Here is a 20,152-nt window from a genome sequence, read left to right as displayed (position 1 = left end):
CCTCAGTCTAGTCACTGACTAGTTGTCGGAGACTCCCGCAGTGGTCAACAGCCACGCGTACTGGAACGCGACTTCCTTCCACCGCTCGTAGCGTCCGCTGATCCCGCCGTGTCCGGCGGTCATCTGGGTCTTCAACAGCACCGGGTTCGCATCGGTCTTGGTATACCTCAGAGCCGCAACCCATTTGGCCGGTTCCACGTAGTACACCCTGGTGTCGTTGAGCGACGTCATCGCCAGGATCGGTGGGTAATCCACCGCGGCCACGTTCTCGTAGGGCGAATACGACTTCATGTAGGCGTAGACGTCACTGTCCTCGATCGGGTTGCCCCACTCGTCCCACTCGGTGACGGTCAACGGCAGCGACGGGTCCAGGATCGTGGTCAGGGCGTCGACGAACGGCACCTGGGCGAGGATGCCCGCGAAGGCCTGCGGGGCCAGGTTCGCGACCGCACCCATCAGCAGACCGCCGGCGCTGCCGCCCAGTGCCACCAGATTCTCCGGGCGGGTGATACCGGCCTGAACCAGATGCTCTGCGACGGCGATGAAGTCGGTGAAGGTGTTGCGCTTCTCCAGCAGCTTGCCGTGCTCGTACCACAGCCGGCCCATCTCGCCGCCCCCTCGGACATGGGCGACGACGAAGACCATGCCGCGGTCCAGCAGCGACAGCCGCGCGATGGAGAACCGCGGATCCTCACACGACTCGTAGGCGCCGTACCCGTAGATCAGCGTGGGCGCAGGCATTTCGGTCCCGACCCGGCTGATCACCGACACCGGCACCTGGGTGCCGTCGGGGGCCACCGCCCAGTCGCGGCGCTCGGTGTAGTCCTCGGGCCGGTAGTCACCCAGGACGGGCTGCTCGCGCAGCAGTGTCCGCTCGCCGGTGGCCAGGTCGAGGTCGTACACGCGCACCGGGATGACGAACGAGGTGGCGGCGATCCGCAGGCGGGGCGCCTCCCAGTTCGGGTTCCCGCCCAGGCCCGCCGACATCAGCTCGGATTCGAAGGACAGTTCCTCGGGTTGCGCGTATTCGCCATCGACAATGGGCCACAACTGGATTCGGGGCAGCGCTTCACGCCGGTAACTCACCACGACGTGGCCGGCGAAGGCATCCATACCTTCGAGCCGGACGTCCTCACGGTGCGGGATCAGGGTCCGCTGCGCGGTCGGGTCACTGACCGGCGCCTCGGTCAGGGTGAAGTTCACCGCGCCGTCGTTGTGCAGGATGAGGAAGCGGTCCTCGCCACCCACCACCACGTGGTCGATCGAGTACTCGACCCCTTCGCGGCGCGGCAGGACGCTGGTGAATTCCGCTTCGGCGTCGGTGGCGTCGGCATAGAACACCTCGGAGGTGATCGCCGAGCCCGTCGCGATCACGACGTACTTGTTGCTGCGGGTGCGGCCCATCCCGACCCAGTACTTCTCGTCGGGTTCGTGGAAGACCTTCTGCGCGGGCAACCCGCTGCCCAGCCGGTGCCGCCACACGGTGTCGGGACGCCAGGCGTCGTCCACCGTCGTGTAGTAGAGGGTTTCACTGTCCGCGGACCAGGTGACCCCGGCCGCGATGCCGGTGATTTCGTCCGGGTACAGCTCGCCGGTGCGTAAATCCTTGAATCGCAACGTGTAACGCTCGTCGCCGAGCACGTCGACCGAGTACGCCAGGATGTTGCCGTCCAGGCTGACGCTGGCGGCGCCCAGTGAGAAGAACTCGTGCCCTTCGGCTTCGACGTTCTCGTCGAGCAGGATGAACTCGCCGGGAACCTCGGTGAACTCGTCGAGGGTCGGCGGTGTCCAGTCTTGCGCATGCTGGACGGGGCAGCGGCAGTGCACCCCGTACTGCTTGCCCTCGAAGCTGCGGCCGTAGTACCAGTAGTCGCCGCGACGGGTCGGCACCGAGAGGTCGGTTTCCTTGGTTCGGGCCTTGATCTCGTCGAAGATCTTCTGCCGCAACGGTTCCTGGTCTGCGGTCATGGCGTCGACGTAGGTGTTCTCGTCCTCGAGGTAGTTGATCACCTCGGGGTCGGTCTTCTCCCGCAGCCACTCGTAGGGGTCGATGAACACGTCACCGTGGAACTCCCGGCGGGTTTCGACTCTTTTGGCTACAGGTGGGTTCACGAGGCGGGTCCGATCCAGTCGGCGAAGCTCAGTCCGGAAATGCGTTCGTAGGCTTCGATGTAGCGGCTGCGGGTGGCGTCGACGATCTCCGACGGCAGACGTGGTGGCGGTTCGGACCCCGTGCGGTCCCATCCGGAGTCCGGTCCGGTGAGCCAGTTGCGGACGAACTGCTTGTCGAAGCTGGGTTGCACCACACCTTGGGCGTAGGTGTCGGCGGGCCAGTACCGCGACGAGTCCGGGGTGAACACCTCGTCGGCCAGGCGCAGGTTGCCGTCGGCGTCGACACCGAACTCGAATTTGGTGTCGGCGATGATGATGCCCTTCGTCAGTGCATGATCGGCGGCCTGCGCGTAGATCCGCAGGGTGTTGTCGCGCAACTGCTCGGCCCGCTCCGCACCCACCTTCGAGATCACCTGATCGAAGGTGATGTTCTCGTCGTGGTCGCCGAGGTCGGCCTTGCTGGCTGGGGTGAACAGCGGCTGGTCGAAGCGGCTCGCCTCGCCGAGGCCCGGCGGCAATGCGATACCGCAGACCGATCCGGTGGCCCGGTAGTCCAGCAGGCCCGAGCCGGTGAGGTAGCCGCGCGCCACGCATTCGATCGGCAACATCTCCAGCTGCTGCACCACCAGGGCGCGGCCCAGCACGTCGGCCGGGATCCGCGGGTCGTCGGGCGGGCCCGCCAGGTGGTTCGGCGCGTCGACCAGATCGAAGAAGAACACGCTCATCGCGGTCAGGATCCGACCCTTGTCGGGGATCTCGCTGTCGAGGATGTAGTCGAACGCCGAGATGCGGTCAGAGGCCACGAACAGCAGGTGCTCGTCGTCGATGCGGTACAGCTCGCGGACCTTCCCGCTGGCTATGTGCTGGTAGTCGGACAGAGCAGGACGCATCCGGCCAGCCTAATGGCCACATGATCCCGGGCGACGTGCTGGGATCGACGGCATGAGTTCGCGTTCGCGGTTCCTGCCCTACGCCACCACACCTCGGCGGCTTCTCTTCCAGCTGATCAGTGATGTGCTGGTGCTGATCTGGACGGTCATCTGGGTCATGGTCGGGATGGCCGTACACGCCGCCATCGACACCATCGCGGCAGTGGGCCGTCAGGTCGAGACCGGCGCCAACGGCATCGCCGACAATCTGGACTCCGCGGGCGAGAGCGTCTCCGGTGTGCCGTGGATCGGCGATGACCTGCGCAGTCCCCTGGAGGCGGCGGGCGAGGCGGCGCTGGATCTGGCGGGCGCAGGTCACAACCTCGACAGCACCGCGAGCTGGTTGGCGTGGGTGTTGGCGCTGGCGGTGGCGTCGCCGCCCATCCTGGCGATCGCGATGCCGTGGCTGTTCCTGCGGATCCGGTTCTTCCGGCGCAAGTGGACGGCGCTGACGCTGGCGTCGACGCCGGCCGGTGAGCAGCTGCTGGCGATGCGCGCCCTGGCCAACCGCCCGCTGCGCAAGCTGGCGTCGGTGAGCATGGATCCGGTGGGTGCCTGGCGCCGCGACGACGTGGTCACGATCCGCGGCCTGGCCGCCCTCGAGCTGCGCGCCACGGGCATCCGCTCCCCCTGGAAGTAGCGCGGGATTTGGGCGCGTTCGTAACCGCTCAGCGGTTACGAACGCGCCCAAATCGCGAGTTTGGAACCGAACCGACCCTCGTCGAGACAAACAGGTGTGCTCGATGATCACTTGCGCCGCCAGGACGGCGTCATCACCCTCAAACAGGCGCTCGAATGCGGGCTGAGCTTCAGCGCGGTATCGCGTCGGGTCCAGTCCGGGCATTGGCAGCGCTACGCCAAGGGCGTCTACTGGGTCAACGACCAGCCGTTCACCACCTCGGCCTGGATTCGGGCCACAGTTTGGTCGTATGGGGATCAGGCCGTCGCCACCGGTGTGTCGGCCGCCTGGTGGCACGGCCTGACGTCGGATGTACCCGCCTCGGTCGAGGTGACGGTCCCGCGGAACAGTCATGGACGGCGCCGCCCGCAAACCCGCGTGCGTCGGCGTGACCTCGAACCGGCCGACATCGTGGATCTCCGCGGTCTGCGGGTCACCACGTTGGAGCTGACGGCCATCGAAGCGGCGGTGAGACGCGACGGCGGCCCTGCCCTCATGGACACGGCGCTGGCGCAACACACCGAACTGCGCAAGCTCTGGACTTCGCACGTCAGGAACAAGGGCCGACACGGCTCACCTCGCGCCCGCATCTACCTGCAAGCAGCCGGCGACGGCGGTAGATCGAAGGCCGAGCGACTGTTCCTCGACCTGCTCAAGAGACACCACATCACCGGGTGGATCGCCAACCATCCTGTCGGCGGTTACGTCGTCGACGTGGCGTTCGCCGGTCACAAGGTCGCCGTGGAGATCGACGGTTGGGCATTCCACAGTGACACAGACACCTTCGGCAAGGATCGCAAGCGTCAGAACGCCCTGATCTTGATGGGCTGGCGAGTACTTCGATTCACGTGGCGCGACCTCACCGAGCACCCGGACCGCGTCATCACCGAGGTGCAGGCAGCGATTTCGGCGCGCTCATAACCGCTCAGCGGTTATGAGCGCGCCCAAATCACGAGAGACGCACGAAGAGGTGACGGAGGCCGGTGTGCCGGTTGCTGCGGGTCCACTCGAGAGAGTCCACCGAGATCGACGAGAACCGTGCCAGCAGCTCCTCGAACAACACCCGCAACTCCAGCCGGGCCAGGTTGGCGCCGAGGCAGTAATGCACACCGAAGCCAAAGCCCAGGTGCGGGTTGGGCTTTCGTGTGATATCGAATTGATCGGCATCGGGGAACACCAACGGATCCCGGTTCGCCGAGGCTTCCCACACCACCACCTTGTCGCCGGGCGACATAGCGCACCCGCCCAACGTCACCGGCTCAGTCACGGTGCGGCGCTTGGACGGTGACGGCGCGGTCCAGCGCACCATCTCCTCGATGGCACCGGGTAACAGCGCCGGATTCGACCGCAACAGTGACCATTGCGCCGGGAACGACGCCAAGGCAAGCAGCCCACCGGCGACGGCATTACGCGTGGTCTCGGCGCCGGCCGAGAACAGCAGACTGAAGAACAGATACAGCTCGAGATCCGACAGAGAATCCTCGAGGGCCACCACCGACAGCATGTCGTCGGCGGGCGCCGCGCGTTTGGCGGCAATCAATTCCATGCCGTAGGTGTACATCCGCGATGCCGCGTCCTCGGGCGACAACTGGCTCACAGCCGCCGACCGGGATCCGCCGAAGTCGAACTGCGGCTCGATCGCCTCGAACAGCCAATGCCGTTCGGAGTCAGGGATTCCCAACAGGATACAGATCATCTGCATGGGCAACTCGGCGGCCACCGACACCAGGAAATCGACCGACACACCCGGCGTGACACCATCGAGCAGGCAAGCAGCCCGAGCACGCAGGTCGGACTCGACCCGCCCGATCATCCGCGGCGTCAACCCCGAGCTCACCAGCCGGCGGATCTGCGCGTGCCGCGGATCATCCATCATGTTGAGCACCTGGCCGGCGATCGACAGGTCCTGCAACAGCGTTCCGCCGAAGGGCCGCCAACCGCCGGTCACCGACGAGAACACCACCGGATCACGCAGCACGGCAAGGGTTTCGGCGTGCGTGGCGACCGACCAGAATCCCTCGCCGTCGGGCGTGTGCTCGGTCGGCGGATGCCAGTACACCGGCGCGACCGAGCGGTGCTCGGCGAAGACCTCGTGGGGGAACCCGGATGCGAACAGATCCAGATCGGTCAGATCCACCCCCGCGAGCGCCCCCATGGCGGTCAGAGAATCGCGCCGGGGGTGTACTTGGCGGCGTCCGGGTAGCGCTCCACCAGACCCGATACCGCAGCAACCACGGCATCCACCTGATCGCCGGCCGCGCCGACGAACGCGCCCTTGTCGGCCAGCGCGGCATCCAGCGCGGCGCGATCCAGCGGCAGCCGCGAGTCGGCGGCCAAGCGGTCGAGCAGGTCCGGTTCCCGTCCCTGCTCCCGCATGGCCAGCGCGACCGCCACAGCGTGCTCCTTGATCACTTCGTGTGCGGTCTCGCGGCCCACCCCGGCCCGCACCGCGGCGATCAAGATCCTGGTGGTCGCCAGGAAAGGCAGGTACCGGTCGAGCTCACGCTGGATCACGGCGGGGTAGGCACCGAACTCGTCGAGCACCGTCAGGAAGGTCTCGGTCTGCCCGTCCAGCGCGTAGAACGCGTCCGGCAGCGCGACGCGGCGCACCACCGAGCAGAACACGTCGCCCTCATTCCATTGCGCCCCAGCCAATTCCGCTGCCATCGACGCGTAACCGCGCAGCACCACCTGCAGTCCGTTGACACGTTCACACGAGCGGGTGTTCATCTTGTGCGGCATCGCCGACGACCCCACCTGCCCGGGCGCGAACCCTTCGGTCACCAGTTCGTGTCCGGCCATCAGGCGCACGGTGTGCGCGAACGACGACGGGCCGGCGCCCAACTGCACCAGGGCGGAGACCACATCGTGGTCCAGTGAACGCGGGTACACCTGTCCGACGCTGTGGAACACCGCGGAGAAGCCGAGGAACCCGGCCACCCGCGACTCCAACTCCGCCAGACGCGACGTGTCGCCGTCGAACAGGTCCAACATGTCCTGCGCGGTGCCCATGGGCCCCTTGATCCCACGCAGCGGATACCGGTCGATCAGTTCCCGCACCCGCTGCAGAGCCACCAGAGTCTCTTCGGCCGCCGAGGCGAACCGCTTCCCCAGCGTGGTGGCCTGGGCGGCGACGTTGTGGGACCGCCCCGCCATCACCAGTTCCCGGTACTCGACCGCACGTGAAGCCAAGCGGGCGGCCACCGCCACCCCGTGGGCGAACACCAACTCCAGCGACCGGCGGATCTGCAGCTGTTCGACGTTCTCGGTGAGGTCGCGGCTGGTCATGCCCTTGTGCACATGCTCGTGGCCGGCCAGTGCGTTGAACTCCTCGATCCGCGCCTTCACGTCGTGGCGGGTCACCCGCTCGCGGGCGGCGATGGAGGCCAGGTCGACGTCTTCGAGCACCCGTTCGTAGTCGTCCACGACTCCGGCGGGCACCGCCACACCCAGTTCGGACTGTGCCCGCAGAACTGCCAGCCAGAGCCGCCTCTCGGCGACGATCTTGGCCTCCGGCGACCAGATCGCCGTCATCTCCGCGCTTGCATACCTCGAGGCCAGGACGTTCGGAATACTCACGAACACACAGCTTACGGCCCTCATGCAGCACACTGAGGCCATGTACTTCGTCGGCCTCGATCTCGCCTCGGGACACCGTAAGCCCAGCGGGATAGCCGTCATCGATGACGGCGGCAAGCTCCTGCACGTCGGCCGCGCCACCGATGACGCCAGCATCCGCGCCGCACTGCAGCCCTATGTCGAAGACGAGTGTGTGGTCGCCATCGACGCTCCGCTGGTGGTGCAGAACGCCACCGGTCAGCGGCCCGCCGAGAAGGCGCTCAACGCGGACTTCGGCAGATTCCAGGCCGGCGCCCACCCCGCGAACAAGACGAAACCCGAGTACGCCGGGACGCCGCGCGCCGCGCAGATCGCCGAGGATCTGGACCTCGACATCGACCCCGCGTCGACGTCGGGCCGTCGCGCCATCGAGGTGTACCCGCATGCGGCGACGGTCGCGCTGTTCCGGCTCGGCCGCACGCTGAAATACAAGTCGAAGACCGGTCGCGGCGTGGCGCAGCTGCGGTCGGAGTTCCTGCGGTTGATGGATCACATCGAGGGGTTGGCCCAAGCGCACCCGCCGCTGCGCGTCGCCGATTCGCCGGTCTGGCACGAGTTGCGTGACGGGGTCGAGAACGCCACCAGCAAGAGCGATCTGCGCCGTGCCGAAGATCCCGTCGACGCCGTGCTGTGCGCCTACATCGCTCGATTCGCCCACGCACTTCCCCACGAGGTGACCGTGTACGGCGACCTGGCGGGCGGCTACATCGTCACGCCGACACTGCCGTCGGACCTGGAGCCCACCCCGCCGGAGACCACCCCGGGTGCGGTGCACGACGCCATCGCCACGTACGCCCAGCGCAGGCCCGCGCTGCGGACCAGCACGGCGCATTACCTGGATCTGGTGACCGCCCTGCTCGACGACGCCGGTATCAACTACCTGAGCGCGACGGCCAGGACCAAGACGGTGGCCAGTTTCGCGGCCAAGGCCGATCGCAGTGTCGACGGCCGCAGGCTCTACTCCGACCCGCTGAACGAGATCACCGATCAGATCGGACTGCGGGTCATCACGTATGTCCGCGACGACGTGGCGACCGTCGCCACGTTGCTGGCCGACGGTATGCGGCTGCTCGACGACCGCGACATGGGACTCGAGACCGCCAGCGCGGGCCGGTGGGGCTATGCCAGCCGGCATCTGCTGGTGGCCGTCGAGGGCGAGCAGCAGCCGGCGTCGATCCAGATCCGCACCGTCCTGCAGCACGCGTGGGCGGAGTTCGAGCACGATATCCGCTACAAGGGTTCGGTCCCCGAAGACGACGCCCCCGACCTGGATCGCCGCTTCACGCTGGCCGCCGGTCTGCTGGAACTCGCCGATCGCGAATTCTCGGCCATCCGTGACCGGTTGCGGTCCACCGAGCCGGTCGAACCCGTGCTGGCCTCGGTCGACCCGGGTATCGCGACGCCGGTGCTGGCCACCTACCTCGGCAACCGGTTCCGTGACGCGGGCTGGTCACGCACCGACCACTACAGCTGGATCTCTGGTCTGCTGCTCGAACTCGGCATCGATTCTCTGGAGCAGTTGGACCAGCTGCTCGACCGGGTGGACACCGACGCCGTCAACACCGCATTCGACTACCGGTTCCCCCCGGGCGCGGTGCGCCGCCTCGATGACGTGCTGCTCGCTGAGTTCGGCGAGCGCTACATCGGTCTGCAGGGCAACGCTCACCGGGTCGCCCAGCTGCAGGCCAGGGCGGCGAAGCTGCGCTGATCCCGGAGCTCAGTCCGGGGCGTCGGCCAGGTGTGTCGGATCGGTGATGCCGGGACCCTTGAGGCCGGACTGTTTGTTGATCAGCGTGGTGACGAAGAACAGCGCGATCCCGATGATCACCAGGATGCCCGCGACCAGGTACTGCGCGGCGGGCCGCCCGGACAGCGGGGTCACCAGATACACCGACGCCAGGAACCCGATGATGGGCAGGACGGTCGGCGTCTTGAAGTGGTTGCCGTCGGCTCTGACGTCCTTGCGCAGCACCAGCACCGCCACGTTGACCACCGCGAACACCGTCAGCAGCAGTAGTGAGGTGGTGCCGCCGAGGATCGAGACCGCACTGCTGCTGGCAAAGCCCGACACGTAGAGAATCAGCCCGAATGCGATCACGGTGGTGAACACGATCGCCACCCACGGGGTGTGCCGCTTGGGATGCACCGTGCCCAGCACCGGGGGCAGCACGTGCTGGCGGGCCATGCCGTAGATGAGCCGGCTGGCCATCAGCATGTTGATCAACGCCGTGTTGGACACCGCGAACATGGTGATGAAGGGGAAGATCTCGTCGATCGGCAGCCCCGGCGCGGCGGCTTCCACCACGTCGACCAGCGGGGTGGAGCTCTCTTTGAGGTCACCGATCGGGACCAGCGCGACGGCGATGATCGACACCAGGATGTAGACCACACCGGCGATCGACAGGCCGCTCAACAACACCTTCGGGAAGATCCGCACGGGATCCTTGGTCTCCTCGGCCATGTTCACCGAGTCCTCGAACCCCACCATCGCGAAGAACGCCAGCGACGTCGCGGCCGTCACGGCCATGAAAGTGCTTCGGTCGCCTTCACTTTCGAACAGGATGATGCGCGAGAAGTCGATGTTGTCGCCGCCCTGGGTGAACGCCCACAATCCCACGAAGATCACCATCATCAGGCCGGTGATCTCGATGATGGTCAGCCCCACGTTCAGTTTGACGCTCTCACTGACACCGCGCAGATTAATGGCCGCCAGCGCCGCCATGAACAGCAGCGCGATGGCTGCCACGCCCACCTTGCCCCAGTCCAGACCGAATCCCTTGATGAGATTGGAGGCGAACGCCTGCGATGCCGTGGACGCCGACGTGATTCCGGAACACATCACGATGAACGCGATCAAGAAGGTGACGAAATGAATGCCAAAAGCCTTGTGCGCGTAGAGCGCTGCTCCGGCCGCCTGCGGGTATTTGGTGACGAGCTCCAGGTAGGAGAACGCCGTGATGGTGGCGATGATGAATGCGACCAGAAACGGCAGCCACGCCGCGCCGCCCACTTCACCGGCCACTTGACCGGTCAGCGCGTAAACCCCGGTACCCAGGATGTCGCCCACCACGAACAGCAGCAGCAGTCCCGGGCCCATCACCCGTTTGAGCTTGGGTTGTTCTTCTTTCGTCTCCGACTGCGCCATGTCGCCTCCTACAAGGGGTGGGGTGCGCCTTTCATCATCGGTCAGCGCAGAGGGGTGTGCCTGCTCAATCGAGCAAACCGGCCCGATCAGTCGAATGCGGCGTCAGCCGCAGCGGTCAGATTCATGACGGCATAGGTAACCAACCCTGCCGAAAGTCAAACCCGGATCGCTCGTTTGTCGTAGGGAGCGAAGACGTCGATGACGTCCACCAGGGTGGCTCGCGCGGTTTCACGTGGGCTCCCGGCGCCGTCGACCAGGGCCGACACCACCGCACCGTCCACGGCACAGACCAGCGCCGCCAGCATCTCGGCGCGGGCGTAGCGGCCGGAACGCTCAACCACCTCACCCACCGCCTCGGCGCGCTGTTGCAGGATCCGCCGCTGCACTGCGCGAAGGGCGGGTTGGCGCGCGCAGGCGATGTAGCGCTCATAGCGGGAGACCAGTTGGTCCCCACCGGGGGTGTCGCCGACGAGCAGTTCGACCAGGGCTTCCGCGGTGGCTTCGGGTCCGCGCCTGCGCCTGGACAGCCCCTCGATGCGGCCGCGCATGTTGGCGGCCTCCACCATGCCGATGTGTTCCACGGCGGCGACGATGAGGTCGTCCAGAGAGGAGAAGTAGTAGGTGGTCGACGCCAGCGGCAGCCCCGCGCGGTTGGCGACGGCGCGGTGGCGGACCGCCTCGAAACCGCCTTCGCACAGCAGTTCGGCGGCGGCGCGCACGAGCGCGTACCGCCGACGTTCTCCTTTGGGAGTGACCGCTGCTGTCACGCCTAGCATGCTGCCAGCCACCCCGGTCACGCTGGACGTTTTCGACCAAAACCGGTACTTGCATTTAACCGGCGCGCAGGATTGCACAGCCGGCAATGGCAAGATGGCCGCCATGCCAGAGCTGAGTCGGCGCGCCATCCTGCGGCTGGGGACCGGTGTCGCCGCCGGTGCCGTGGGCGCTTACACCCTCGGTGCTCTCGCCCCGGCCGGTCCTACGCCCGCCGCACCCCCGGTCTCGATGACGGGCGTCGGTGTCCCGTTGGCTCCGCCGGTGCCGCTGGAACCTGCGGCCGGGCCTGCGCCGACGATGGTCACCGGCTCATTCGTGTCGGCGGCCCGCGGCGGGGTGAACACCAACTGGGCGATCGCCCGCCCGCCGGGGCAGACCGCCCCGCTGCGACCGCTGATCGCGCTGCACGGCAAGGGCAGCGACGCGGCGACCGTCATGGCCGGAGGTGTCGAACAAGGTCTGGCCCAGGCTGTCGCGGCGGGACTGCCGCCGTTCGCGGTGGTGGCCGTCGACGGCGGCGGAAGCTATTGGCACAAGCGCACTTCCGGTGAGGATTCCGGCGCCATGGTGCTCGACGAGCTCCTGCCGATGCTGGCCGCGCAGGGCCTGGACACCACCAGGGTCGGGTTCATCGGCTGGTCGATGGGTGGGTACGGGGCGCTGCTGCTGGGCGGTCGCCTCGGGCCCGCCCGCACCGCGGCGATCTGCGCGGTCAGCCCCGCACTGTGGCTGTCGTCGGGGGCGGCCGCGCCGGGGGCCTTCGACAGCGCCGACGACTACGCGGCCAACTCGGTATGGGGGCTGCCGGCGCTGGCATCCATCCCCATCCGGATCGACTGCGGAAACAGCGACCCGTTCTACACCGCGACGCAGGAGTACATCGCCGCGCTGCCCACTCCGCCGGCAGGCGGGTTCTCCCCGGGCGGCCACGACGGTGCGTACTGGAGTTCGCAGTTGCCGGCCGAACTGACTTGGATCGCACCGCTTCTGGCTGCCTGACCGGCTCATCACGGCGAGACAGTCGCGCAACACTGTCGCCAATAGGTGTAACGCGCGACTATGGTGAACCCATACCGTAAGCGCTTCGGGAAGGGACTTGCCGTGCACAAGGATGAGATGGTCTTGATTTCGGTGGATGATCACATCATCGAGCCGCCGGATATGTTCAAAGGGCATCTGCCGGAGCGCTACCGCGATGAGGCGCCGCGGTTGGTGCACAATCCGGATGGTTCCGATACCTGGCAGTTCCGGGACACGGTGATCCCGAATGTGGCGCTCAATGCGGTGGCCGGGCGGCCCAAAGAGGAGTACGGGCTGGAGCCGCAGGGTCTCGATGAGATCCGCAAGGGCTGTTATGACGCCGCCGAGCGGGTCAAGGACATGAATGCCGGTGGGGTGTTGGCGACGATGAATTTCCCGTCGTTTCCGGGGTTCGCGGCGCGTCTTTTTGCCACCGAGGATGCCGAGTTTTCGTTGGCGTTGGTGCAGGCCTACAACGACTGGCATATCGATGAGTGGTGTGGGGCGCATCCGGGGCGGTTCATCCCGATGGCGATCCCGGCGATCTGGGATCCGGGGTTGTGTGCCGCGGAGGTGCGGCGGGTGGCCGACAAGGGGGTGCATTCGTTGACGTTCACCGAGAATCCGTCGACGCTGGGGTATCCGTCGTTTCATGATCTGGAGTACTGGCGGCCGTTGTGGCAGGCGTTGGTGGATACCGAGACGGTGATGAATGTGCACATCGGCTCGTCGGGGCGGTTGGCGATCACCGCTCCGGATGCGCCGATGGATGTGATGATCACGTTGCAGCCGATGAACATCGTGCAGGCGGCGGCGGATTTGTTGTGGTCAGCGCCCATCAAGGAGTTCCCGACGCTCAAGATCGCCTTGAGTGAGGGTGGGACGGGCTGGATTCCGTATTTTCTGGATCGGGTGGATCGCACCTATGAGATGCATTCGACGTGGACGCATCAGGATTTCGGGGGAAGTTGCCGTCGGAGGTCTTTCGGGAGCATTTCATGACGTGTTTCATCTCCGATCCGGTGGGGGTGAAGAACCGGCATCTGATCGGGATCGACAACATCTGCTGGGAGATGGATTACCCGCACAGCGATTCGATGTGGCCCGGTGCCCCGGAGGAATTGATGGCGGTGTTCGAGACCTATGAGGTCCCCGATGAGGAGATCAACAAGATCACCCACGAAAACGCGATGCGGCTCTATCACTTCGACCCGTTCACCCACATCCCCCGCGAGCAGGCCACCGTCGGGGCGTTACGCAAAGCCGCCGAAGGACACGACGTCTCCATCCAAGCCCTGTCCCACCACCGCGACGGCAACAAAACCAGCCCGGCTGACTGGGCCGCCCGCCTCGACGACGCCACCGCCGGCCAGCGATAGTCGGGATTTCGGCGCGCTCATAACCGCTGAGCGGTTATGAGCGCGCCGAAATCACCGTAGTGCGTAGCGGATCGGCAGGTGTTTGAGCCCGCCGACGAAGATCGTCGCCATGTGCTGCGGCGCGCCGGCCAACTCCACCGACTCCAGCCGCGGCAGCAAGGCGCTGAAGAAGCTGTTGACCTCCATCCGCGCCAGCGCGGCACCCAGACAGAAGTGCACGCCATACCCGAAAGAGATGTGCCTGTTGGGATCGCGGGCGATGTCGAACGTGAACGGCGCGTCGAAGACGTCCTCGTCGCGGTTACCCGACACGTAGGACAGCAACACCGATTCGCCGGCACCGATGCGGACCTCGCCAATGTCGTAGTCGCGCTGCGCGGTTCGCATGAACTCCTTGACCGGTGTGGTCCATCGGATCATCTCTTCGACCGCCAGCGGCATCAGACTCATATCGGCTGTCAACCGCGCCAGCTGCTCCGGGTGTTCGACGAGGGCGTGCATGCCGCCTGCGATGCTGGCACTGGTGGTGTCGTGTCCGGCCGCGGCGATGATGGCGTAGTAGGACACGGTGTCGATGTCGGACAACGGTTCTCCGTTGATCCGGGCGTTGGCGATCGTCGACGCCAGGTCGTCGGTTGGGTGCTCACGGCGCGACGCGGTCAGTGCGGTGAAGTACTGGAACATCTCCAGCAGCGCTGTCATCTGCTCGCCCTCGTCACGTTTGAACTCGTCGTCGTCGCTGCCGAACAGTTCCTGGGTGAGTTTGAGCATCAGCGGGAAGTCGGCTTCGGGCACACCCAGTAGCGTCATGATCATGTACAGCGGATAGTTGACCGCCACCTGCTGCACGAAATCGCATTCCGGACCCTGGGACACCATGTGATCGACGAATCTCGCAGCCAGCTCGTCGGCACGGGCCTTCAAGGCGCGCATGGCCTTTGGCCGAAACCAGTTGGTGCCGATGGCCCGTAGGTCGCGGTGGTCGGGGTCGTCCATGTGAATGAGGGTGCGGATCCCGACACCCGCCTGCAGTTCGTCGTTCTTCCTGGTCACGAGCACCGGCCGGGGCGCGTTGGTGAAGACGTCGTTGGCGCGCTCGATCTCCATGATGTCGGCGTGTTTGGTGATCGCCCAGAACGGCGCATATTCGGGCACGTCCACCCGCGACACCGGCGCCGTGGCGCGCAGCTGCGCCAAACCGGCATGCAGCCGCGCCTCGTCGGTATAGGCCTGCGGGTCGGCCAGCATTGCGCCCGGTGATTCGATGGTTGGGTTGCTCATGACAGCTCCTCGCTTGCGGTTGACACGCCGCTCCCCGTGACCACAGCAGAAAAGCCCCTCATCGGCGCACCTCCGCAAGAATCTCGGCGACAACCTCATCTGGCAGTTCCGGGGCAAAGCTGGGCAGCACCCGGTCGATCACCCCGGCGCAGCGGTCCCGCAACCGCGCGGCGATCTCGTCGGATGGACCCACCACGGCGAACGCGTCGAGCACCTCGTCTGTGATCAGCTCCCCCATGCCGTCCCAGTCCCCGCGCCGCGACAGCCGGTGCAACTGCTCGTGCAGCTCACCCCAGCCGTGCAGATCCAGCACCCCGCGATACGCCGGGGTGGAACCGTAGAACGCGATCTGCTTGCGTACCGCCGCGGCCCCGGCGTCACCGACCACCACGAACACCGGGCAGGACACCTCCACGTCGTGGCGCCGCCGCCCGCTGGCCTCCAGTCCACGCGCCAACGCGGGCGTCGTCACCTCCAGCAGGTGGCGACGCGTGGTGAACGCGTGCGCCAGCAGACCGTCGGCCACCTCACCGCACACCGCTGTCATCACCGGACCGACCGCCGCCACAAAGACTTTGGGGTCGACGTGGCCGGATGGTTCAGGGGTGAACATCGGCGTCATCAGGGTGTGGGTGTAGAACTCACCACGGAAGTCCAACCGTGAACCCTGCCGCCACGAGGTCCAGATCGCCCGCACGGCAAGGACGAACTCACGCATGCGCCGGGCCGGGTGGCTCCACGGCATGGAGAACCGCCGTTCGATGTGCGGCCGGACCTGAGTGCCCAGCCCCAGCAGGAACCGGCCACCCGAGAACGCCTGCAGGTCCCAGGCCACGGTGGCCACCGTCATCGGGTTTCGGGCGAAGGCGACGGCGATGCTGGTGCCCAGCTCGATGCGGGAGGTGTGTTCGGCGGCCAGCGCCAGCGGCAGGAACGGGTCGTGGTTGACCTCCCCCACCCAGCATCCGTCAGCGCCGTCGCGCTCCACCGCGGACGCGCTGTCCGCGACACGACCGAGGGGCCCCGGCAATCCGCGGTCGATCTTCAGCCGCGACATGTCGGAGACGCTACAGTAAGCAATTCAGTACGGTCAACGACGCGCCAAACCTCCACCAAAGGACTGAGATGACAAAGGTTCCGGATTGGCAGGAGACGCTCGATGATCTCGGTCGGCGTCGCGACCGGACACTGGCGATGGGCGGTCCCGAACGGGTGGCCCGCCACCATGACACGGGCAAACTCGACGCCCGCGCCCGCATCGACCACCTGCTCGATGCCGGGACGTTCCGGGAGCTGGGCATGCAGGTGGGCGGGGACATCGCCGCCGACGGCATCGTGACCGGATCGGGCATGATCAACGGCGTGCCGGTGATGGTGGGCGCCGAAGACTTCACCACCCTGGCGGGAAGCATCGGTCCCGGCGGCAACGCGAAGCGTTACCGGATCGCCGAACTGGCGGTGCGCGACAAGATCCCCTTGGTGATGCTGTTGGAAGGTGCGGGTTTTCGTCCCACCGGCGGCCACTACGGCCGTACCCCCACCGATCTGCTGGCCCAGGCCCGCTGTTCGGGCAAGGTGCCGACGGTGGCGGGACTGTTGGGGCCGTCAGCGGGGCACGGCGCGCTCGTCGCTCCGGTGTGCGATTTCCGGATCATGACTCGGCAGGGAGCCATCTTCACGGCCGGACCACCGGTGGTGAAAGAGTCCACGGGCGAGGAGATCTCCAAAGAAGACCTGGGTGGCCCGGAGGTCGCCCTGCCCAGCGGTGTCATCCACAACGTCGCCGACGACGATGCGGCGCTACTGGACGACATCCGTAAATATCTGTCGTACTTCCCGCCCAGCGCCTGGTCCTATCCCCCGTCGTTACCGGCCTGCGGGCCGCGTCCCACCCCCGAACTACTCGACATCGTGTCCCGCGACAACCGACGGGTCTACGACATGCGCGCGGTGCTCGACGTGGTGTTCGACCGCCCCGACTGGTTCGAGGTCCAACCCAAGTACGGGCCCGCCATCATCTGCGCGCTGGCACATCTGGGCGGGCATCCCGTCGCCGTGGTGGCCAATCAGCCGAAGGTGCTGGCCGGTTCCATCGACGCCAATGCCGCAGACAAGGCCGCACATTTCATCATGGTCGCCGACTCTTTCCATCTACCGATCGTGTTCCTGGCCGACAATCCCGGCATGCTGCCGGGCAGCCGTTCCGAACGCAGCGGGGTGTTGCGCGCGGGTGGGCGGATGTTCGCCGCTCAGACCGCGGCGACCACGCTGAAACTGCATCTGACCCTGCGCAAGGCATACGGGTTCGGTTCGATGGTGATGTCGCTGTTGGGTTTTGACGATCAGGTGGCCACCTACGCCTATCCCGGCGCGACCATGGGCGCGATGAGCGCCGCGGCGCTGAGCAAGGCGTCCCATGCCGGTGAGGACCTGTCGGCCAAGCTGCGCGACGCGGAGTTGCAGGCGTCCTACCGGTCCGCCCAGAACCTCGGCTTCGATGAGCTGATCGACCCGCGCGAGACCCGAGACGCCCTGCTGTCGGCGCTCAGCCGCGGTCTCTACAGCCGCCAGTCCTCGCCGGAGCCGGTGAGTCGCACCGTCATTCTGCCGTAGCTAGTTGGCGGTGGAGGGTGGTGGTTGGTAGGGGGTGTACCACCACCAGTCGCAGCGTTCCCCGGTGGGCCCGGGTGGCGGTGGGACATCAGGTCGCGCTGTTGTGGGTGGTCGGGCCAGTGATCCTGCCGTCATCCGGCGGCCGGTGACGTCGGTGACGACAAGCCGGTCGGCGGGTCCGGTGAGGGTGATGCGGCCGCGGTGATGCATGCGGTGGTGGAAAGGGCACACCAGCACCAGATTCCACAGCTCGGTAGGGCCGCCGTCCTCCCAGTGCGTGAGGTGGTGAGCATGCAAGCCTCGGGTGGCGCCGCAGCCGGGCACCACGCAGGTGCCGTGGTCACGGCGCTCCAGTGCCCGGCGCAGTCGACGGCTGATCGTCCTCGTTTCACGACCCGACCCGATCGGTTGACCGTTGCGTTCGAACCACACCTCGCAGGTCGAATCACAGAGCAGGTAGCGGCGGTCGTCGTCGGACAGCAGCGGACCCAGATGCAAAGCCGCGAGACGGGATTCGACGTCCACGTGCACCACGACGGTGGTGCGATGCCCGTGCGGGCGGGCCGCCACGTCGGCATCCCAGCCGGCGCGCACCAGGCACATGAACCCGTCCACCGGGGTGGGGAACGGCGGAGTGGTTTCTGATTCGTCGGTGTGGTCGCGTTTCCAGTCTGCGACCAGCTTGTCCTGATGGGAACGTAGCGCGGCGTCGAACTCGGCAGCCTCCCCCGTCGGCAAGGTGATGTGCCACGTGGTGGAATCGTCGTCGGAAGTCTGGGTGAGCGACCGCGGGGCCTCCGGCTCCGGCTTGGGCTCGACTTCGGCGTCAGATTCAGGTGCCGGGCGGGGTTCCAACTTGATGGCTTTACGGAGTTGTTCGACGGTGGCGTACTTCGCGAACTGCGCGTAGTGCGCATCGGAGCCGTCACCGGCTTTGGTGGCGATGACACCGACCTGATCCAACGACAGCCACCCCTCCCGCATCGCCGTGGTGCATTGCGGCAACTCCTCGCTGCGCCGGGCGATGGTGGTGAGGGTCTTCGCGGTGTGCGGGGATACCCCGGTCTTGCCCGCCACCAACGACTCGACCGAGCGGAAACCGGTGTTGCCCGCCAACCCATAACGGTCGATCTCGGCGACGATCTTCACGATCTCACCGTCGATCGCATTGCGCTGACCCGACAACTCCCCGAGCCTGTCGAACAACACCTCGAACCGCTGCTTGGGACTGATCCCGGCATCGGCGAAAGATGTTGCGGTCGTGGACATAACACTTATCCAAGCAGAGCGGTACGACAGAAGGCCCGCCCGCGAAGGCCCTCAACGAGAGGATTCAGCAAGCGGCGGCTGCAGCGCGGCAGGATCGGGGTTGGCGATAGGCAGCCCCATGAAGCGCCGCGCGTTGTCGCCCATGAAGTCGTAGGTGCGTCGAATGTCCATGCCTTCGGCGTACTTCCAGAATCCCCTGGGCTCGGCGAGCCCTTCCGGGTGCGGGTAGTCCGACCCGAACAGCACCCGGTCCCAGCCGACGGTCTCGACGACATCGGAGACGCAGCCCTCCCAGAACGGGCTCACCCAGATGTTGCGCCGGAACACCTCGTGCGGGTGTTCGGGGAAGTTCTGCGGCATCTTCTTGTAGAGGTCGGCGAAGTCATGGAACAGCGGGAAGATCCAGCTGCTGCCGTTCTCCACACTCGCGATGCGGAGTTTGGGGAAGCGGGTCAGTGTGCCGTGGCAGATCAGGCTGGTGATCATGTCGGAGATCTCGCGGTGCCCCAGCACCATCCAGCGGAAGGCGCTCTGCGCCATGAAGTTCTGGGTGTGCGGCGGCTCCCAAGTGTTCACGTAGTCACTCAGTGGCGGGTAGCTGGCGTGCAGCACGATCGGCAGGCCGGCCGCTTCGACGTCACGCCAGAACGGGTCGAACTCCGGTAACGCGGGTGAGCGCCAGCCGTGCAGGCCGTTGACGGGTCCGGGTTTGATCAAGGCCACGCGGGCGCCGTTGTCGAGGAGGTAGTCGAGTTCACGCTGCGCGGCGTCGACTTCCGAGAGGTTGATGATCGGTGTCGAGAACACCCGGTTCTGATAGGCGAAGGTCCAGTGCTCGGCCATCCACTGGTTCAGCGCGTGGATGATCGCCAGCGTCAGCGCGGGGTCGTCGGCCGACGAGTGCTCCACCAAGCTGGCCAGCGTCGGGTAGTTCAGCGCCTCGGCGACGCCCTGTCGGTCCAACTCCTTCACCCGTTCCTCGGGTGAGCGGGTGGCGGGCGGCGCGGCGATGGCCGGGCCTTGCATCTCCCGCAACGTCAGCCCTTCGACGTTCTCGCCGGCGAAGAATTTCTCGTGCGCACCGGGGGCGGCCACGCGCTCGAAGGTGGGGTTGGGGATGAAGTCGGTGACCCTGTTGTTGATGATGATCCGGGTCTGGCGACCGATCTGCGCATATTGCACGGCATGGCGGTAACGCTGTGGCAGGTACTTGGTCAGCGCGTCGACGGTCTCGTACATGTGCTGGTCGGCATCGAAGATCGGCGCGTCGATGAACTGCATATCGACAAGATACCCTTCCGGTAAGCCTTTCGATAGACGCCTGGGTTAG

The 20,152-nt window shown here is 66.4% G+C and carries 15 protein-coding genes and 1 pseudogene; 6 read left to right on the top strand and 10 right to left on the bottom strand.

Annotated elements, in window-relative coordinates; genetic code table 11:
- Nucleotides 1–18: 18 nt before the first annotated feature.
- Both NL241_RS03990 and NL241_RS03985 read right to left on the bottom strand, forming a co-directional pair.
- On the bottom strand, nt 19–2,112 hold the full coding sequence (locus tag NL241_RS03990; RefSeq protein WP_494396843.1) for a S9 family peptidase: 2,094 nt from the start codon (nt 2,110–2,112) through the stop codon (nt 19–21).
- The gene (locus tag NL241_RS03985) at nt 2,109–3,002 is read right to left on the bottom strand and encodes a phosphoribosylaminoimidazolesuccinocarboxamide synthase (RefSeq protein ID WP_494396842.1); all 894 of its coding nucleotides are present in this window, start codon (nt 3,000–3,002) and stop codon (nt 2,109–2,111) included. Before NL241_RS03985 ends, NL241_RS03990 begins: the two co-directional genes overlap by 4 nt.
- 52 nt (nt 3,003–3,054) lie before the next feature.
- Here NL241_RS03985 and NL241_RS03980 point away from each other — a divergent pair, with 52 nt between their 5' ends.
- The gene (locus NL241_RS03980) at nt 3,055–3,681 is read left to right on the top strand and encodes a hypothetical protein (protein WP_487696194.1); all 627 of its coding nucleotides are present in this window, start codon (nt 3,055–3,057) and stop codon (nt 3,679–3,681) included.
- 96 nt (nt 3,682–3,777) lie between these two features.
- Complete coding sequence (locus NL241_RS03975) at nt 3,778–4,641, top strand: DUF559 domain-containing protein (RefSeq protein ID WP_487696193.1); 864 nt, start codon at nt 3,778–3,780, stop codon at nt 4,639–4,641.
- Between the two features lie 28 nt (nt 4,642–4,669).
- On the opposite strand, the gene NL241_RS03970 is transcribed toward NL241_RS03975, so the two are convergent.
- Nucleotides 4,670–5,875, bottom strand: a complete 1,206-nt coding sequence (locus NL241_RS03970) for a cytochrome P450 (RefSeq protein ID WP_494396841.1) — start codon at nt 5,873–5,875, stop codon at nt 4,670–4,672.
- A gap of 5 nt (nt 5,876–5,880) precedes the next feature.
- On the bottom strand, nt 5,881–7,299 hold the full coding sequence (purB, locus tag NL241_RS03965; RefSeq protein WP_487696192.1) for an adenylosuccinate lyase: 1,419 nt from the start codon (nt 7,297–7,299) through the stop codon (nt 5,881–5,883).
- A gap of 40 nt (nt 7,300–7,339) precedes the next feature.
- Between purB and relZ the strand changes: the two genes are divergently transcribed.
- Nucleotides 7,340–9,046, top strand: coding sequence for a bifunctional ribonuclease/(p)ppGpp synthase (gene relZ, locus NL241_RS03960; RefSeq protein WP_487696191.1), 1,707 nt, complete (start codon nt 7,340–7,342; stop codon nt 9,044–9,046).
- Nucleotides 9,047–9,055: 9 nt separating this feature from the next.
- Here relZ and NL241_RS03955 read toward each other — a convergent pair whose 3' ends face one another.
- Nucleotides 9,056–10,483 carry an APC family permease gene (locus tag NL241_RS03955; protein WP_487696190.1) on the bottom strand — a complete coding sequence of 476 codons (1,428 nt, stop codon included), beginning with the start codon at nt 10,481–10,483 and terminating at the stop codon, nt 9,056–9,058.
- Nucleotides 10,484–10,638: 155 nt separating this feature from the next.
- Nucleotides 10,639–11,259, bottom strand: coding sequence for a TetR/AcrR family transcriptional regulator (locus NL241_RS03950; RefSeq protein ID WP_487696299.1), 621 nt, complete (start codon nt 11,257–11,259; stop codon nt 10,639–10,641).
- A gap of 94 nt (nt 11,260–11,353) precedes the next feature.
- On the opposite strand from NL241_RS03950, the gene NL241_RS03945 reads away from it, so the two are divergent.
- Nucleotides 11,354–12,259 carry an alpha/beta hydrolase-fold protein gene (locus NL241_RS03945; protein ID WP_487696189.1) on the top strand — a complete coding sequence of 302 codons (906 nt, stop codon included), beginning with the start codon at nt 11,354–11,356 and terminating at the stop codon, nt 12,257–12,259.
- Between the two features lie 102 nt (nt 12,260–12,361).
- Nucleotides 12,362–13,659 (top strand): annotated as a pseudogene (locus NL241_RS03940) (amidohydrolase family protein).
- A 51-nt stretch (nt 13,660–13,710) separates the two neighbouring features.
- Here the strand turns inward: NL241_RS03940 and NL241_RS03935 are convergent.
- On the bottom strand, nt 13,711–14,940 hold the full coding sequence (locus tag NL241_RS03935; protein WP_494396840.1) for a cytochrome P450: 1,230 nt from the start codon (nt 14,938–14,940) through the stop codon (nt 13,711–13,713).
- Between the two features lie 58 nt (nt 14,941–14,998).
- Entirely contained in the window at nt 14,999–15,997 is a 999-nt protein-coding gene (locus NL241_RS03930; RefSeq protein WP_494396839.1) for an LLM class F420-dependent oxidoreductase, read from the bottom strand.
- Nucleotides 15,998–16,065: 68 nt separating this feature from the next.
- Between NL241_RS03930 and NL241_RS03925 the strand changes: the two genes are divergently transcribed.
- Nucleotides 16,066–17,553: an acyl-CoA carboxylase subunit beta gene (locus tag NL241_RS03925; RefSeq protein WP_494396838.1), complete on the top strand. Its 1,488-nt coding sequence runs from the start codon at nt 16,066–16,068 to the stop codon at nt 17,551–17,553.
- On the opposite strand, the gene NL241_RS03920 is transcribed toward NL241_RS03925, so the two are convergent.
- Both NL241_RS03920 and NL241_RS03915 read right to left on the bottom strand, forming a co-directional pair.
- Nucleotides 17,554–18,822 (bottom strand): HNH endonuclease signature motif containing protein, encoded by a 1,269-nt coding sequence (locus NL241_RS03920; protein WP_494396837.1) that lies wholly within the window; start codon nt 18,820–18,822, stop codon nt 17,554–17,556.
- Nucleotides 18,823–18,873: 51 nt separating this feature from the next.
- Entirely contained in the window at nt 18,874–20,103 is a 1,230-nt protein-coding gene (locus tag NL241_RS03915; protein ID WP_494396836.1) for an amidohydrolase family protein, read from the bottom strand.
- Nucleotides 20,104–20,152 lie beyond the last annotated feature (49 nt).

The organism is Mycolicibacterium sp. SMGY-1XX, from assembly GCF_059132455.1.
Note: the sequence above shows the minus strand (reverse complement) of the source record. Positions and strands in the feature narration are given on the sequence as shown.

What these genes read in the sequence shown, in the direction of transcription:
- NL241_RS03915 (WP_494396836.1), bottom strand. Translation starts at nt 20,103, where the DNA reads ATGCAGTTCATCGACGCGCCGATCTTCGATGCCGACCAGCACATGTAC.
- NL241_RS03985 (WP_494396842.1), bottom strand. Translation starts at nt 3,002, where the DNA reads ATGCGTCCTGCTCTGTCCGACTACCAGCACATAGCCAGCGGGAAGGTC.
- relZ (WP_487696191.1), top strand. Translation starts at nt 7,340, where the DNA reads ATGTACTTCGTCGGCCTCGATCTCGCCTCGGGACACCGTAAGCCCAGC.
- NL241_RS03920 (WP_494396837.1), bottom strand. Translation starts at nt 18,822, where the DNA reads ATGTCCACGACCGCAACATCTTTCGCCGATGCCGGGATCAGTCCCAAG.
- NL241_RS03935 (WP_494396840.1), bottom strand. Translation starts at nt 14,940, where the DNA reads ATGAGCAACCCAACCATCGAATCACCGGGCGCAATGCTGGCCGACCCG.
- NL241_RS03930 (WP_494396839.1), bottom strand. Translation starts at nt 15,997, where the DNA reads ATGTCGCGGCTGAAGATCGACCGCGGATTGCCGGGGCCCCTCGGTCGT.
- NL241_RS03925 (WP_494396838.1), top strand. Translation starts at nt 16,066, where the DNA reads ATGACAAAGGTTCCGGATTGGCAGGAGACGCTCGATGATCTCGGTCGG.
- NL241_RS03970 (WP_494396841.1), bottom strand. Translation starts at nt 5,875, where the DNA reads ATGGGGGCGCTCGCGGGGGTGGATCTGACCGATCTGGATCTGTTCGCA.
- NL241_RS03945 (WP_487696189.1), top strand. Translation starts at nt 11,354, where the DNA reads ATGGCCGCCATGCCAGAGCTGAGTCGGCGCGCCATCCTGCGGCTGGGG.
- NL241_RS03980 (WP_487696194.1), top strand. Translation starts at nt 3,055, where the DNA reads ATGAGTTCGCGTTCGCGGTTCCTGCCCTACGCCACCACACCTCGGCGG.
- NL241_RS03955 (WP_487696190.1), bottom strand. Translation starts at nt 10,483, where the DNA reads ATGGCGCAGTCGGAGACGAAAGAAGAACAACCCAAGCTCAAACGGGTG.
- NL241_RS03950 (WP_487696299.1), bottom strand. Translation starts at nt 11,259, where the DNA reads ATGCTAGGCGTGACAGCAGCGGTCACTCCCAAAGGAGAACGTCGGCGG.